General features: G+C 63.3%; 14 protein-coding genes. 3 read left to right on the top strand and 11 right to left on the bottom strand.

Features of this window, described 5'->3' with window-relative positions; translation table 11 throughout:
- The first annotated feature begins 100 nt into the window (after positions 1 to 100).
- Positions 101 to 1,222, top strand: a complete 1,122-nt coding sequence (locus ACSFDB_RS00190; RefSeq protein WP_440769051.1) for a TIGR04053 family radical SAM/SPASM domain-containing protein — start codon at positions 101 to 103, stop codon at positions 1,220 to 1,222.
- A 522-nt stretch (positions 1,223 to 1,744) separates the two neighbouring features.
- Here ACSFDB_RS00190 and ACSFDB_RS00185 read toward each other — a convergent pair.
- The 7 genes from ACSFDB_RS00185 to ACSFDB_RS00155 all read right to left on the bottom strand — a co-directional run bounded on the left by ACSFDB_RS00185 (position 1,745) and on the right by ACSFDB_RS00155 (position 7,884).
- Positions 1,745 to 3,580: an acetyl-CoA carboxylase biotin carboxylase subunit gene (locus ACSFDB_RS00185; protein WP_440769050.1), complete on the bottom strand. Its 1,836-nt coding sequence runs from the start codon at positions 3,578 to 3,580 to the stop codon at positions 1,745 to 1,747.
- 349 nt (positions 3,581 to 3,929) lie between these two features.
- Complete coding sequence (locus tag ACSFDB_RS00180; protein ID WP_440769049.1) at positions 3,930 to 4,763, bottom strand: carbon-nitrogen family hydrolase; 834 nt, start codon at positions 4,761 to 4,763, stop codon at positions 3,930 to 3,932.
- Positions 4,763 to 5,209, bottom strand: a complete 447-nt coding sequence (locus ACSFDB_RS00175) for an SRPBCC family protein (RefSeq protein ID WP_090306647.1) — start codon at positions 5,207 to 5,209, stop codon at positions 4,763 to 4,765. Before ACSFDB_RS00175 ends, ACSFDB_RS00180 begins: the two co-directional genes overlap by 1 nt.
- An 86-nt stretch (positions 5,210 to 5,295) precedes the next feature.
- Positions 5,296 to 5,520 carry a DUF7123 family protein gene (locus tag ACSFDB_RS00170; protein WP_006091498.1) on the bottom strand — a complete coding sequence of 75 codons (225 nt, stop codon included), beginning with the start codon at positions 5,518 to 5,520 and terminating at the stop codon, positions 5,296 to 5,298.
- Positions 5,521 to 5,619: 99 nt separating this feature from the next.
- On the bottom strand, positions 5,620 to 5,808 hold the full coding sequence (locus ACSFDB_RS00165) for a DUF7525 family protein (protein ID WP_090306643.1): 189 nt from the start codon (positions 5,806 to 5,808) through the stop codon (positions 5,620 to 5,622).
- Positions 5,809 to 5,991: 183 nt separating this feature from the next.
- Entirely contained in the window at positions 5,992 to 6,336 is a 345-nt protein-coding gene (locus ACSFDB_RS00160; protein WP_440769048.1) for a DUF8022 family protein, read from the bottom strand.
- Positions 6,337 to 6,339: 3 nt separating this feature from the next.
- Complete coding sequence (locus tag ACSFDB_RS00155) at positions 6,340 to 7,884, bottom strand: acyl-CoA carboxylase subunit beta (RefSeq protein WP_436347965.1); 1,545 nt, start codon at positions 7,882 to 7,884, stop codon at positions 6,340 to 6,342.
- Positions 7,885 to 8,193: 309 nt separating this feature from the next.
- Between ACSFDB_RS00155 and ACSFDB_RS00150 the strand changes: the two genes are divergently transcribed.
- Complete coding sequence (locus tag ACSFDB_RS00150; protein WP_440769047.1) at positions 8,194 to 9,471, top strand: ABC transporter substrate-binding protein; 1,278 nt, start codon at positions 8,194 to 8,196, stop codon at positions 9,469 to 9,471.
- A 519-nt stretch (positions 9,472 to 9,990) separates the two neighbouring features.
- On the opposite strand, the gene ACSFDB_RS00145 is transcribed toward ACSFDB_RS00150, so the two are convergent.
- The 4 genes from ACSFDB_RS00145 to ACSFDB_RS00130 are packed head-to-tail and all read right to left on the bottom strand — an operon-like array spanning position 9,991 to position 13,950.
- A complete protein-coding gene (locus ACSFDB_RS00145; protein WP_440769046.1) occupies positions 9,991 to 10,695 on the bottom strand; it encodes an ABC transporter ATP-binding protein in 705 nt (234 codons plus the stop codon).
- Positions 10,695 to 11,486: an ABC transporter ATP-binding protein gene (locus ACSFDB_RS00140; RefSeq protein WP_440770159.1), complete on the bottom strand. Its 792-nt coding sequence runs from the start codon at positions 11,484 to 11,486 to the stop codon at positions 10,695 to 10,697. The genes ACSFDB_RS00145 and ACSFDB_RS00140 overlap by 1 nt, the downstream gene beginning before the upstream one ends.
- A 41-nt stretch (positions 11,487 to 11,527) precedes the next feature.
- Complete coding sequence (locus tag ACSFDB_RS00135; protein ID WP_440769045.1) at positions 11,528 to 12,838, bottom strand: branched-chain amino acid ABC transporter permease; 1,311 nt, start codon at positions 12,836 to 12,838, stop codon at positions 11,528 to 11,530.
- Complete coding sequence (locus tag ACSFDB_RS00130) at positions 12,835 to 13,950, bottom strand: branched-chain amino acid ABC transporter permease (protein ID WP_440769044.1); 1,116 nt, start codon at positions 13,948 to 13,950, stop codon at positions 12,835 to 12,837. The genes ACSFDB_RS00135 and ACSFDB_RS00130 overlap by 4 nt, the downstream gene beginning before the upstream one ends.
- A 459-nt stretch (positions 13,951 to 14,409) precedes the next feature.
- Between ACSFDB_RS00130 and ACSFDB_RS00125 the strand changes: the two genes are divergently transcribed.
- Entirely contained in the window at positions 14,410 to 15,783 is a 1,374-nt protein-coding gene (locus ACSFDB_RS00125) for a sodium-dependent transporter (protein WP_440769043.1), read from the top strand.
- The last annotated feature ends 14 nt before the right edge of the window (positions 15,784 to 15,797 follow it).

The following is a 15,797-nucleotide window of genomic DNA, read 5'->3' as shown; positions in this document are numbered from 1 at the left end:
CGTGGGAACTTCCCGCCCACCTACCGAATGCGTTCGGCGGTGTTCCCGACCGCCGGGAACGACGGAGAGCTATTCAACCGATCGTCGTCGATAGCCACCGATGCGCCCCGGTACCCTCGACACGGCCGAGCGACCGCTCGTCCTCATCTGGGAACTCACCCAGGCCTGCGGGCTCGCCTGTGACCACTGCCGCGCCGACGCACAACCAAATCGCCATCCGGACGAACTCTCGACTGCGGAGGGCAAACGGCTGCTCGAGAACGCCGCCGAGTTTGGTGACGGCCAGTTGGTCGTCCTCTCGGGCGGCGACCCGCTCGTCCGGGACGACGTCGAGGAGCTGATCGCCTACGGCGACGATCTGGGCCTGCGGATGACGATCACTCCAAGCGGGACCCGCTCACTGACGCCCGACCGAATTCGCGCGCTGGCCGACGCCGGACTCAAACGGATGGCCGTCAGCATCGACGGCGCGTCGTCCGAGACCCACGACGCCTTTCGGGGCGAGATCGGTAGCTTCGAGGAGACGATTCGGGCCGTCGAAGACGCTCGAGCCGTCGGGCTCCCGGTGCAGGTCAACACGACCGTCTGCCGGCAGACGGTCGGGGAACTCCCCGCAATTCGGGACCTGCTGTCCGAAATCGGCGCGGTCATGTGGAGCGTCTTCTTCCTCGTACCGATCGGTCGGGGGACGATCCTCGAGCCGATCGATCCCGACGAGGCCGACGCGGTGATGGCCTGGCTTGACGAGGTGAGGAAATCGGCACCGTTCGGACTCAAGACGACCGAAGCCCCACAGTACCGGCGGGTGTCGATCCAGCGCCAGCGACAGAGAGGGGACCAGAGTTCGGACGGCAAAACGGCAGATTCTGGTCTACACCGGCGCACCGGTATCGTCGCCGGCGACGGCTTCGCGTTCGTCAGCCACACTGGCGAGGTCTTTCCCTCGGGATTCCTCCCGAAATCGGCCGGTACCGTCCGTGATCGACCGGCTCACGAGATTTACCGGGAGTCGCCGCTCTTCGAGTCGTTGCGCGACCGTGACCAGCTGAAGGGGAAGTGCGGCGCCTGCCCGTACCGAACCATCTGCGGCGGCAGTCGCTCCCGCGCCTACACCCATACCGGCGATCCGCTCGAGAGCGATCCGCTCTGTCCGTTCGTCCCCGACGGCTACGACGGACCGTTGCCGTGGGACTCGAGCGACGGCGTCTCCGTCGGCGATTGATCGAACGAACGCCGGCGATCGAACCGTGTGCAGCGATGCGTAGCACTCGAGAATCGAACGCTGACTCGAGACACACCTCGTAGAATAGCCGACCTCCGCGAACGAGACCAGCCGTCGCGACCGTGACCGAGAACGGGTCGGCGGATGACCGAAGCACCAATGACTGACCAGTCAGACGCCGGCGTCGGGCACCACCCCGAATCCGGCGTCGCTCCGTTCACCCGAACCGATCGTTCGGCGTGTCACCCGCGCACCGATCGCCCGAAGACAATCGGGCGACACTGTCGTCGCAGCGGTGTCGAACTGAAATCGTTCGAGACCGCGTGCACCGGCCGTTTCGACCGTCCCCACTTCACTGCTGGCCCGCACATATTCACTGACGAAACCGGAATCGAATCCCGATCAGCGCCGAGAATCGGCTCTTCGTTCGATCTGCGGGAGTCGAATCGACCGGAGAAATCGACGCGATCGAATTCACCCGACTCGAGAGAGCTGTTCGTACGCTCCGAGACCGAAGCCGCCCTACTCGAGGACGACCAGCACGTCGCCCATATCCACGCTCTGATCTTCCTCGACGGCGATCTCGGTGACGGTGCCGCCCTTGGAGGCGACGATGTCGTTTTCCATCTTCATCGCCTCGAGGACGACCAGCACGTCGCCGGCGGCGACCTCGTCGCCTTCCTCCACTTTCACGTCGAGGATCGTCCCCTGCATCTCCGCGTCGACCGTCTCGCCGCTGCCCTCGAGTTCGCTACCGCCGCTGTCCCCGCCCGCGGGCTGTGGCGGTTGGGCGCCCCCGCCGCCGACGTCGACGTCGCCGGCCGGGATGGCGGGCGCGCCGTGTTCCTCGAGTTCGACCTCGAAGCGCTTGCCGTTGACCTCGACGGTGAACTCGCGTTCGACGGTCTCCTCGTCGTCGCCGCTTCCGCCGTCGCCGACGTCGCCGCCCCACTGCGCCTGGGCCTCTTCGATTCGGCTCTCGTCGATCTCCTCGTCGAGATACTTCGTGGTGTGGGTGCTCTGGACGAACTCCTCGTCGGTGAGCATGAGTCGGTGGAAGGGGATGATCGTCGGGATGCCCGCGATCTCGTACTCCCGCAGGGCGCGCAGCGAGCGCTCGATACACTCGTCGCGGTCCTCGCCCCAGACGACGAGTTTGGCGATCATCGAGTCGTAATCGGTGACGAGGTCGTCACCCTGACGCAGGGCGTCGTCCATGCGGACGCCGATACCGCCCGGTGGATCGTAGGTCTCGAGCCGTCCACCGGTCGCCGGCGCGAAGTCGTTGGCCGCGTTCTCGGCGTTGATCCGGAACTCCATCGCGTGGCCGTCGATCTCGACGTCGTCCTGTGCGAAGTCGAGCTCTTCGCCGGCGGCGATCCGAATCTGGCGCTTGACGATGTCGATACCCGTGATCTCCTCGGTGACGGTGTGTTCGACCTGAATCCGGGTGTTGACTTCGAGGAAGTAGAAGTTGGCGTCGGGGCCGAGCAGTTCGCCGGGCTCGCGCTCTTCCTCCTCGACGAGGAACTCGACGGTGCCGGCGTTGGTGTACTCCGCGGCGGAGACCCCCCGACGGGCGGCCTCGCCGATCTTCTCGCGCAGTTCGTCCGAGAGGGCCGCCGACGGCCCCTCCTCGATGACCTTCTGGTGACGGCGCTGGAGCGAACAGTCGCGCTCGCCGAGATGGCGGACGTTGCCGTGGTGGTCGGCGACGATCTGGACCTCGATGTGGCGCGGCTGCTCCAAGTAGCGCTCGAGGTAGACCGAGTCGTTGTCGAAGTAGGCCTCACCCTCGCGCTGGGCGCTCTCGAGTTGGTCTTCGACTTCGCTTTCGTCCCAGACGACCTTCATCCCGCGACCGCCGCCACCACCTTCGGCCTTGATGGCGATCGGGTAGCCGTGTTCCTCGCCGAACGTTTTGACCTCTTCCGGTTCGGTGACGGGGTCGGTGGTCCCGGGAACGATCGGGACGTCGGCCTCGTTCATGATCGTCCGCGCCTTGGTCTTCTCGCCCAGCGACTCCATCGCGTCGCTCGCGGGACCGATCCAGGTGATCCCGTCAGCGGCTTCGACTTTGCTCGCGAACTCGGCGTTCTCCGCGAGGAAGCCGTAGCCGGGGTGAATCGCGTCGGCGTCCGCTCGCCGTGCGGCGTCGATGACGGCCTCGTGATCGAGGTACGAGTCCGCTGCTCTGGCGGGGCCGACGTTGTACGCTTCGTCAGCGTAGCGGACGTGGCCGCCGTCCGAGTCGGCATCGGAGTAGACGGCGACCGTGCCGATATTCAGCTCTTCGCACGCTCGCATCACTCGGACAGCGATCTCCCCTCGGTTCGCGACGAGAACCTTCCTGAACATTCCTGGCAAAACAGACGCGAACCGGCTACGTTACTTTTTCGCAACGGGTCGCCGCTGGATGGATGGGGCAACGGCTATGTACTCGGTTTCGAGTTCGTTCGTCCGAAAGGGATGTGGACGAGGGAGTGGGCGAGACGTGGGGCGGAGTGAGTCGCTCGTTCCCGGGAGACGAGCGAGCGACGGGCCGGAGCGACGCGCAATGCCGGTCGTGACGTGAAAAGCGCCTGTCAACCGGCACTCGAATAAATACCGCCACGGGATAAAAAGTCAGCGGTCGCGGGATCGTCTCGTCGCCTGACGATTTCGCCCGCGCTCGGTCGGTCGCGATCGTCGATTACGCGCCTCGAGACTACAGCCGCCGATCCCGGAGCGCCGGAAACTCCTCGCGCACGCGCTTGAGCGAGTCGAGATCGATGTCGCTCACGACCAGCGTCGGCTCGTCGCCGCTCGAGGAAAGCGCGGTCCCCCAGGGGTCGTGGACGGTCGAGCGGCCGAGCAGCGTCGCGTCGGCGTCGTCGAACTCGCCGGAACCGTTGATCGTCGCGACGAAACACTGATTTTCGATCGCGCGGGCACGTGAAAGCGTCTTCCAGTGTTCGATCCGCGGATACGGCCACGCACTCGGCACGAGCACCAGTTCTGCGCCGGCGTCGATCAGCCGTCGGTAGAGCTCCGGAAATCGCAGGTCGTAGCAGGTGGTCACGCCGACGGTGACGCCGCCGATTTCGGTAGTCTCGATGCGTTCGCCGGGCACCAGCAGCTCCGACTCGGCTGACTGATAGCCGAAGAGGTGGTGTTTCCGGTAGACCAGCTGTAACGCGCCGCTCGAGTCGAACAGCGCGGCCGTGTTCGCGAGTCCCTCCTCGGCGGGCGTTGCGACGGTCTCGGTGGCCGCCAGGTCCTCGACGATGCTCCCCGCGAGAACGGCGATCTCGTGCTCGGCCGCGGCCTCTTGAAGTCGCGTGAACGTCTCTCCCTCGAACGGCTCGGCGAGGCGCTCGTAGCTGTCGAACGCGAAGTAGCCCACGTTGAACAGCTCCGGCAGCGCGACCAGATCTACCTCCCGGGAGGCGGCCCTCGAGACCGCCTCGAGCGCTCGCTCGACGTTCGCGTCGACCTCGGTGGGTTCGACCTCGATCTGGGCGAGCGCGATCCGGAGTCCGTCCGCGGTCGAAGCCGCCATCACGACTCCTCCGACCGAGTCCGCTCGATATCCCGTTCGAGCGCCCGACGGAGGTTCTCGAGTTCGCCGTCCAGATTGCGCTTGAAGAACTTCTCGACGCCCGGAAGTTTCCCGTCGACGGTAAAGTTGTTCTCGAGACGAGAGCCGGCTTCCGTCTCGACGATCTCGTGTTTTCCGGTAACCTGCATCACCTTCGATTTCCCGACGAACTCGACGTACTCCGGCGGCTCGCGAGTGACGTCTTCGGTCTCGACGGCGACAGTCTTGCGGACGAGCGGGATGGGCAATTCGACGTGCCAGGTTACTCGCCGACCCTCGGGGTCGTCGACGGTGTACTCCTGAACGACGCTGATTGCCTGGGCCCGGTTCTCCGGGTCGGCGATGAACTCCCAGACGCGCTCGGGTGATGCCGACAGCTCGAACGAACGGTCGACCCGTACAGTCATGGCTCTACCTGCGTGAGTCACTATTAAAAAGACCGTGGACCGAGCGGGGATCGACGTCCGAGCGCGAAAACGCGCGGTATGCGGATTTAACTGATGGTGACTTTCCAGGTCGTCGAACGGGCACGGCCCCACTTTTCGATGTCGACCTCGTCGGCTTTCTCCGCGAGGTGGGGGAGACGGACACCTACCTGTTTCGAGGACAATCCGATCGCGTCCGCGATGTTCTTCGCCCGGAAGTACTGTTCACCTCGGGCGGCGCTCTCTCGGAGGTGTGAGAGAATTCGCTGCTCTTCGTTGGAGTAGTCGGTCATCGTCCGTGGCTGCCTCTAGGGCGTCGTTGCTCTTAACTTTTATAGGCCGTTTCAGGTCGATTACGCTGACTGTCACCGGCGTTTCGACCGGTGTGTGAGTTAGTCCCAGTAGAGGTGGATGCCGACGACTGCCAGCGAGCTAAAGAGCATCGCCGCCGCGAACCCCCAGGCAGCCGTCATATCTGGCGCGCCGACAAACATCAACAGTGCACCGATCGACGCGACTGCGCCGAGCGCGAGCGCCAGTCCAACACCCATATCCGTCGTAGACTCGGTTTCCGTGGCCATGCTCGGGGGTTGTGTGTGGGGTCTCTTAATTGCATTCATTGACTCGCAAGACGGTAGACACGCGAGGTCGAACGCCAGACTCGTCGATCCCACATGCGAGACTGGAGAAGAGCCCCAGTCGAGGGCTGAGACGCTCCTCGAGTGCGGCCGAATCGAGAGGTGAAACGCGCGGCTGGGGCCGCGTCAGAACCGATCGGTTCGCCCGGCAGCCGACCAGACGTTCGTCGGCGCGTCTCGCGGGACGCGCACGGTCCGTGACTGCTGGGCCTGGATCCGACCCGCGAACGCCCAGCGTTTCTCGTCCCACGTCTCCTCGTCGTCCGCGGCCGCCGCCGCGGCGACCGCCAGCGCGTGATCGTGGAGGTGGGCGCCGACGGCCGCCACGATGGCCGCGGCTTCCTCGTCGTTCGCATCGTCGGGGAGTTCGAGGGCGACGTCGGCGGGGAGCGCGCTCGCGGCCGCTTCGCCTCTCTCGTTCGCCGCGGACCGACCGGCATCGCCCGACTCGGCCTGTTTCTGTGATGCCATGCGTTACAGTGGGATGTTGCCGTGTTTCTTGTCCGGATTCGACTCGCGTTTCGTCTCGAGCATCTCGAGGTCGTCGATCAGCCGCGGTCGGGTCTCGGTCGGGACGATGACGTCGTCGAGGAAGCCCTTGTCCGTTGCAGTGTACGGGTTGGCGAACTCCTCGCGGTACTCCTCGATGAGTTCGTCGCGCAGCTCGTCGGGGTTGTCGGACTCGGCGAGTTCCTTGCGGTAGAGGATGTTGACCGCGCCCTGGGGGCCCATGACGGCGATCTCGGCGGTCGGCCAGGCGTAGTTGACGTCGGCGCCGAGGTTCTTCGAGGCCATGACGCAGTAGGCACCGCCGTAGGCCTTGCGGGTGATGACGGTGAGCAGCGGGACGGTCGCCTCCGAGTACGCGTAGAGGAGTTTCGCGCCGTGGCGGATGATCCCGCGGTGTTCCTGGTCGGTCCCGGGCATGTAACCGGGGACGTCGACGAAGGTGACGATGGGGATGTTGAAGGAGTCACAGAAGCGAATGAATCGGGACCCTTTCATCGAGGAGTCGACGGTGAGCGTGCCGGCGTTGACGCGGGGCTGGTTGGCGACGAGGCCGACCGAGCGGCCATCCAGACGGCCGAAGCCGACGACGATCTCCTTGGCGAAGTTGTCCGCCACCTCGAAGAACGAGCCCTCGTCGACGACGCTGTCGATGACGTCGGTCATGTCGTAGGGCTTCTGCGGACTTGGCGGCACGATCGACTTGAGTTCTTCGTCGCGACGGTCGGGGTCGTCCCAGGGCTCGACGCGCGGCGGATCTTCGACGTTGTTCTGGGGGAGGTAAGAGAGCAGCCGTTTGATATCGTCGAGGGCCTGTTCCTCGCTCTCGCAGGCGAACTGGGCGACGCCAGTCTTGCCGGCGTGAGTCATGGCGCCGCCGAGTTCCTCATGTGTGACTTCCTCCCCGGTGACGGTCTTGGTGACGCCGGGGCCGGTGATGTACATGTGGCTCGTGTCTTTCACCATGAAGATGAAGTCGGTGATCGACGGCGAGTAGACCGCACCGCCCGCACAGGGACCCATGATGGAGGAGATCTGCGGAACGACGCCGCTGGCTTCTTGATTCCGGCGGAAGATTTCGGTGAAGCCGGCGAGACTCTTGACGCCCTCCTGAATGCGGGCGCCGGCGGAGTCGTTGAGTCCGACGATGGGAGCGCCCACTTCCATCGCCATGTCCATGACCTTACAGATCTTCTCGGCGAAGACTTCGCCGAGCGAGCCGCCGAAGACGGTGAAGTCGTGGGCGAAGACGAAGACGGTGCGCCCGTTGACCTCGCCGTAACCCGTGACGACGCCGTCGCCGGGCACCTTCTTCTCTTCCATCCCGAACTGGCTCGTCTGGTGGGTCCGAAGCTGGTCGAACTCGGTGAAGGTTCCCTCGTCGAGGAAGTAATCGATCCGTTCGCGGGCCGTCATCTTCCCCTTGTCGTGTTGCTTCTCGATTCGCTCCTCACCACCGCCGAGACGGGCCTCTTCGCGAAGCTCCTCGAGTTCGTCGATCCGATCCTCCATGGTCATTGATGAACCCTCCCGTTCATTGCCCGAGGCAACGACCACGTTCCTCAAAAGCGTTCGGTAACTCGTAGTATTATCCCATCTATGGGTGTGCGTAACTATATCATGGTTGATCAGGAGGAGGTCGTCGAAACGGGCGCTCCGCTCGTTACACTCTATCGGTAACGCGCACACCTACGTACGGAATACGTACCGATATGAACGGTAATTCCTGGAATTCGTCGGACAATACCCCCTCTAGTTGACGAATCGACGTTGGTCTCCGTTCACACAAGACATATATATGAGGTATTGCCACTGTTACCCATGGTGCAGCGACTCAACCGACGACGCGTGCTGAGTAGTATCGGTGCTGTGGGTACAGTCGGCCTCGCCGGCTGTATTGGGGACGAAGACGAGGTCGGTGGTGACGGACCCGACGTACTGAACATCATCGGCTATCCCGAGAGTGGGATTCAGATCTTCCGGGACTTCTACTCCGACCACGACAACGGAACCGAGATCATCGTCCCGGACGGGATGCAAGACGGCGACCTGCCGAACGAAGTGGGGAACGACATGGAGAACGTCACCGGGACGGGTCCGTCCTCTGACGGGCCGAACGAAGACGCGTACACCGACCTCTACGAGGACGCGTACGACGCGACTCCTGGGGTCTTCACCGCACACACGTTCGACGCCGTCGCCGTGTGTATCCTAGCGAACATCGCGGCCGGTGAGAACGACGGCGAAGCGATCCGCGGCCAGATGCGACGGATCGCGAACCCTAACGGCGACCAGTACGGTCCGGGCGAACTCGAGGAGGCGGCCGCAGCGGCTGCCGACGGCGAGGACATCAACTACCAGGGAGCCTCGAGTACCGTCGACTTCGACGACGTCGGCGACCCGGCGGAGGCGGCCTACGACGTCTGGGAACTCGGCGACGGTATCGAGACGGTCGATACGGTCACGTTCGAGGGGTCGGAGCCCGGCGGCGAGATGGACGACGACTCTCCCGGCGGAACGGACCGCGACGACGTGATGGTCTCGATGCTGCTCCCGGAGACAGGTGACCTGGGACAGCTCGGGACACCGATGGTTCAAGCGGGCGAACTCGCCGCAGACCAGTTCGACGGTACCGATTTCGACATCGACCTGCAGGTCGAGGACACCGAGACCGACGAGGACACCACCATCAGCAACGGTGGTGCCCTCATCGACGCCGGCTACCCGTCGATCGTCGGCGCGGGGTCGTCCGGGAACACCGTCTCGTTCGTCGGGGACAGCAGCAGTGCGAACGTCGTCCAGTGTTCGCCGTCCAGTACGGCGCTTAGCCTCTCGGACATCGACGACGACGGCTACTTCTTCCGAACCGCCCCCAGCGACCTGCTGCAGGGACAGGTTATGGCCGAAGTGGCGGCGAACCGCCTCGGGGCTGAGACGGTCGCAACGATGTACGTCAACAACGACTACGGCCAACAGCTGTCCGAGCAGTTCGTCACCGCCTTCGAAGAGGACCAAGGCGGCGAGGGACTCAACCAGGTCTCGTTCGAATCCGAGCAGGGCTCGTACAGCGGCGAACTCGAGTCCGCGCTGTCGGAGTAAGCGACGACCGAGGATAGATCCGATTTCTTTTGCGTCAGTGTCGAGGGACGGCTCACTCAAGCTATCGCGACCGTCGTTCGTCTGGGGGATTCCCAGTTCACTGTGGCATCGGAAACATTGTGAAACCACACTCTTCTGAGGTGTTTTAGCGCGAAACGCACGTCACTGCGCCTGCTTAGTGGACACTCGACTGTAGACGACGGGAACTGAAGACGAGTGATCGGCTCACGCTGGCGGCAGTGATTACCACGTCCACCCCAGCCGATTCGGTCGCTCGCAGACTCGCTCCCTCATCCCTCGTGCGAATTTGAGCCGTGGTTCACTCATCGTTCACCACGTCTCAGCGCACGCCACCGCACGTGGTTCGATCGGTCCGAGCGGCAACGCCATCTTCTGTACTTACCGTAGAGGTGGGACTCCCGTAGGAGTTCAACAGAACCGTAGAGAACGGTATCGAGCCAGCACTCGCTCGAGCCACCGTGAAGTCAAAAGAGACACTGAAACCAGAACAGCCGACGACTAGCCGCCGAGGAACTGCTGGCGGACCTCCTCGTCGTTCAACAGCGCGTCGCCGGAGTCGACGTAGCGGTTCTGGCCCTGGACCAGCACGTAGCCCCGGTCACAGCGCCGGAGCGCCTTCTTCGCGTTCTGTTCGACGACGAGCAGCGCGGTTCCGTTGTCGTTGATCGCGTCGACGTGATCGAACATCTCGTCGACCAGATCCGGCGCCAGCCCGGCGCTCGGCTCGTCGAGCAACAGCAGATCCGGATCGAGCATCAGCGCGCGGCCCATCGCGACCATCTGCTGTTGGCCGCCGCTCATCGAGCCGGCTTTCTGGTCCTTTCGTTCCCGCAGGATGGGGAACTGGTCGTAGACGCTCTCGAGTGCGTCCTCGGGCACCTCGTCCAAGATGTACGCCCCCATCTCGAGGTTCTCTTCGACCGTCAACGAGGCGAAGACGTTGTCGTTCTGGGGGACGTAGCCGATCCCCTGGTGGATGATTTCGTCGGGCGTGCGGCCGGTGATCTCCTCCTCTCGGAACTCGACCGAGCCGCCCATGTACGTCGTCAGTCCGAAGACGGACTTCATCGCCGTCGACTTCCCGGCCCCGTTAGGGCCGACGATGACCACGTACTCCTCTTCGGCGACGTCGAGGTCGACATCGCTTAAGATCTGCAGGTCGCCGTAGCCCGCGTCGAGCCCGCTCACGTCGAGCATCGACATCAGACCTCACCTCCGAGGTAGGCCTCGATAACCTGCTCGTTCGACGTGATCGTCTCGGGTTCCCCTTCGGCCAGCACCGACCCCTGATGCATCACGATAACGCGTTCGCAGTTCTCCATGATAAGGTCCATGTCGTGTTCGACGATGAGGAAGGTGTAGCCCTCCTCGCGAAGTTCGTGGATGTGATCGAGGAGTTTGTGCTCGAGCGTCGGGTTGACGCCCGCGAACGGCTCGTCGAGCAACAGCATCTCCGGCTCGATCATCAGCGCTCGCGCCATCTCGAGCAGTTTTCGTTGCCCGCCCGAGAGATTGCCAGCTTTCTCCTCGGCGATGTGTTCGATCTCGAAGAACTCGAGGACCTCCCACACACGCTCGAGCAGTTCGCGTTCCTCCCGTTCGACCTCCTGGCGGGCGAACGGCAGCACCGAGCGCCAGAGCTGTTCGCCCGACTGATTCTGTGCCGGGAGCATGAGATTCTCGAGGACCGTCATGTTGGCCATCTCGCGGGCGATCTGGAAGGTGCGGACGAGTCCGTAGTCGGCACACTCGTAGGGTCTAATGCCTGTGATATCCCGCCCCTGAAACCGAACCGTGCCGCCGTCCGGTCGGTGAATGCCCGTGATGCAGTGGAACGTCGTCGACTTCCCGGCCCCGTTCGGACCGATCAGTCCGGTCATCGCGCCGGATTCGACCTCGAAGCTCGCGCCGTCGACGGCCGTAATCCCGCCGAAGCGCTTGACGAGGCCGTCGACGGACAGCTCGACGTCGTTTCGCTGCGGTTCCGGGTCCACAGCGTCGTTCGGTACTTCCGAGGATTCGATTTCGGTGTCGCTCACGACGAATCACCCCCGCGACCGGCGGTGCTCTCGTCGCCCGGCCGTCTCGTCAACGGTATCGCCGCCGCCGTCTCCTCACGATGGCCCAGTAACCCTTCGGGCCGACGATGCATGAGGAGGATGAGCGCGACGCCCATCAGGACGAACTGGAGCGTCGTGAACTCCTCGAAGGTGTACCGCACGAACGGAGCGATGTCCCCCGAGAGGATCGGTGCGACGGAGCCAGCGAACGTGTTCGGCGCGTCGCCGAACGTGACGACCTGATCGACGAGTCGGCGGAAGTACTGTGGCCCCTCGAAGAGGATGGCGACGAACAGCCCGGACCCGAGCACGCTGCCGGTGTTCGACCCCGCACCGCCGATGATCAGCGCGATCCAGATGTAGAACGTCACGTGCGGGCGGAACGCCTCCGGCGTGACACCCGTTCGGCGGAAGCGCCAGAGGATACCGGCCAGCCCCATCAGCGCACAGCCGAGCACGAACACCTTGATCTTGAAGTGGTTCGTGTTCTTCCCGAGCGACTGGGCCGCCTCCTCGTCCTCGCGAATCGCCTTCAGCACGCGACCGAACGGCGACCGACTGGTTCGCTGGATGAGCCAGTAGATCCCGACGAGCACCAGCACCAGCACCATCGAGTAGGCGAGCGCCCGCGCCTGCGTCGGTCCGAACCCGAACAGGCTGTTGGTCAGATCGACGAACGAACTGAACACCTCGAGTTCGAAGATCACGTTCATCGGGTCGCCGTAGTTCCGAATGAGTCCGCGGCCGCCGCCGGTGCCGAGTTGGGTGCCGAAGATCGTGAACTCCTGTAGCGCCCCGGAGGTGATCCCGAGCCGAACGATCTCGGCGAACGCGATCGTCGTGATCGCGAAGTAGTCCGCGCGCAACCTGAGCGCCGGAATCGCGACGATCAGTCCGGCGAGTCCGGCGGCGACGACGCCGCCGATGATGGCGATCGGCATCGGCAGTCCGAGTCCGGCGTACTGGGCGGCACCGGTCGGATCGGCGGGTTTCGCCAGGATCATCGTGACGTACAATCCAACCGCCATGAAGCCGGCGATACCGATGTTGAAGAGACCGGTGTACCCCCAGTGGAGGTTCAACGCCAGCGTCACCATCCCGTAGACGGCGATCAGGTACGTCATCCGCCGCAACGTGTTGACGATCCCGTCGAGCGAGTAGCCTAACGCGAGGCCGACCAGCGCGTAGGTGATGTAGATCGTGCCGAAGACCGCGAGGATCTTGACGGCGTCGTGTTCCCAGAGCGATTCCAGTTGGGCCCGTCTGTCCGTTGTGTTCGTACTCATGCTGTTGTCTTCCCTCCGAAGAGACCGGATGGTTTGATCATCAAGACGAGAATCATGATCAGGAACGCCGTGATGGTCGTAAAGTCACCGCCGGGGAGCCACACCATCGACAGGTGCATGCTGATCCCGATGATCAGCCCGCCGAAGATGGCGCCGTAGATCGACCCGATCCCGCCGAGGATCACCGCGGCGAAGATCAACAACAGGAGCAGCCAGCCGAACTGCCAGTCGATCGTTCCCGTCCACAGCACCATGAGGTAGCCGGCACTCCCGGCCAACCCGCCGCCGATCATCCAGGTCCAGCGAATGATCTGTTCGGTCGGAATCCCGGTCACGAGCGCGAGATCCCTGTTGTCCGACATCGCCCGCATCGCTTTCCCGAGTTTCGTCCGCTGAAGCATCAGGTGGACGCCGAGCATGAGCGCCACGGCAGCGACGATCAGCGTGGCGTCGTGGACGTCGATGGAGACAAAGCCGTCGACCAACAGCAGATCGAACGAGGGGAGTCCACCGAGGGTCGTCCCGCGCGTGCGGTTCGAGTAGACGAACACGATAATGTAGCGGAGTGCGAAGGCGACCCCGATACTCGTAATCAACAGTGGAATCCCACCCGAGCCACGCATCGGCTTGTAGACGATTCGGTCGATTAGGTACACGAAAATCGCCGTGCCGACGCCGGCGACGAGCAGCCCCGCCATGATCGCAAACGGCGTCGAGGTGATCGCGATCTCGAGTTGTGCCCCACCGACGCCGCGCTGTGGGGCGACGAGCACCAAGTGACCGAAACTAGCGGCCCCCCAGCCGGCAACGAGATAGGTAACACCCCACCCGAAAAACGCCCCCGACGTTACGTAGTCCCCGTGTGCGAAGTTCGCGAAGTTGAGGATACTGTAGGTCATCGAGAGCCCGATCCCCGCGAGCCCGATGATAAGCCCGTAGAGCGTTCCTTCCACCACGTATCGAGCGACACGTGAGATACTGTACGTTCCGTTGAGGATTCCGATGATCAGATCTCCGAGCAACAGGAACGCGCCGAGTCCGACGACGAGCAGGAGCAACTGCTCGGTGGTCATCCCCCGGCCACGATCGATCACTGTATCGACGGTAGACATTCACAAACCTCCGTTCTGGTCGCTAGATTCTGCGTATGTGTGTTATATGTTGTGGTGGGGAACGGTTGTCGTTGACAGCCGAAACGCAATTCGAAATTCCGTGGGTGGCGAGTCGTTGATGGCCGTGCTTACAGTCCGACTTCGGCGGAAAACGAGCGAAGCAGGCGCTATCGTCCGGGTAGCCGACTGGTTGAACGGTGACGAACCCTCGAAACGGACGGACCGCAAGATCCGCTCACGATAACTTATAGGTCAGAAAAGTGTCATTTGTCCGATATTTTTCGACTGTTGCCGATCGAGTTAGATATTACCAAGCATGATGTATTTGAGAAATAGTGTCCTGCGACGGGGTATCGGAACCGTTCCGACCGCTCGATCGATCGAACCGAGGTGACAGTTCTCATATGATAGTTCCAATATCTAGTAAGGTATTTAGAAGTGGATTGGATTGGCTGCCGTATGGCACAACGCGAGACGTGGGCGACGAGAACAGGCTTTATCCTCGCCGCGGTCGGGAGCGCGGTGGGGTTAGGTAACATCTGGCGGTTCCCGTTCGTCACGGGAGAAGGTGGCGGGGCCGCGTTCTTGCTCGTCTACCTCCTGTTCGTGGCGCTGGTCGGCTTCCCGGCGATCCTCGTCGAGTTCGTCGTCGGGCGGAAGACCAAACGAAACCCGGTCGGCGCGCTGATCGAACTGGGCGGGGACGCCTGGAAGTACGTCGGTGGCATCTTCATCGTCACCGGCTTCGTCATCCTCTCGTTCTACAGCGTCGTCGCCGGCTGGTTCATCCGCTACTTCCTCGAGGGCTTCCGCGGGAGCTACTCGAGTCACCTCGCCGAGTACGGCGGCGAAGCGGGCGCGATGTTCGGCGAGCTGTCGACCGGATTAGACGCCTTCTTCTTCCACACGGTGTTCATGGCGCTGACGATCGGAATCGTCGCGCTCGGGATCCGACAGGGGATCGAACTCGCCGTGAAGGTGATGGTTCCGGCGATCGTCCTCCTGCTCGTCGGCATGGCCATCTGGGCCTTTACGCTCCCCGACGCCGGTGCCGGTTACGAGTACTACCTCTCGCCGGAGTTCGGCGTCATCGCCGACAACTGGCAGGAACTGCTCCCGGCGGCCGCGGGACAGGCTTTCTTCACCCTCTCGCTCGGGATGGGTGTGATGATCACCTACGCCTCCTATCTCGGTGAGGACCGCAATCTGGCCAAAGACGGGACCGCGATCATCGGGTTCGACACCGGAATCGCGTTCCTGACTGGGCTGGTCGTCTTCCCCATCTTCTTCTCGGCCGGAATCACCGAGCCGGGTGAGGGTGGTGCCGGAGCGATCTTCATCTCGATGACCGAAGCGTTCGCGGACGTCACTGGGGGCCACATCCTCGGTCTCGTCTTCTTTGGAACCGTCGCTATCGCCGCGCTCTCGAGTGCGATCTCCCTGCTCGAGGTCGTGACGGCCTACGTCATCGACGAGAAGGGCGTCGAACGGTGGAAGGCGGCGCTCGGCATGGGCGGCGTCATCTACCTGCTGGGCGTGCCGGTCACCTACGACCTGATCTTCCTCGACCTGCTCGACGGCTTCGCGGACGGCGTCTTGCTGGTGTTCGGTGCGCTCATGCTGGTTATCCTCGTCGGCTGGATTACGCCGAAGATCGCTGTGCAGGAACTCGAGAAAGGGATCGGTGACCTCGGCTCGCTCGGCCAGGCGTGGATCTGGGCGATTCGCGTGCCGATCCTCGTCGTGCTCATCGTCTCCCTCTCGCTGGGAGTGATAGACTACGTCGACTTCCTCACCGAGGACTTCGCGGGCTGGATCGACGAGAACCTCTAGCCCCACTGTACCGC

Source organism: Natronorubrum amylolyticum, from assembly GCF_052040145.1.
Taxonomy (GTDB): Archaea; Halobacteriota; Halobacteria; order Halobacteriales; family Natrialbaceae; genus Natronorubrum.
Note: the sequence above shows the minus strand (reverse complement) of the source record. Positions and strands in the feature narration are given on the sequence as shown.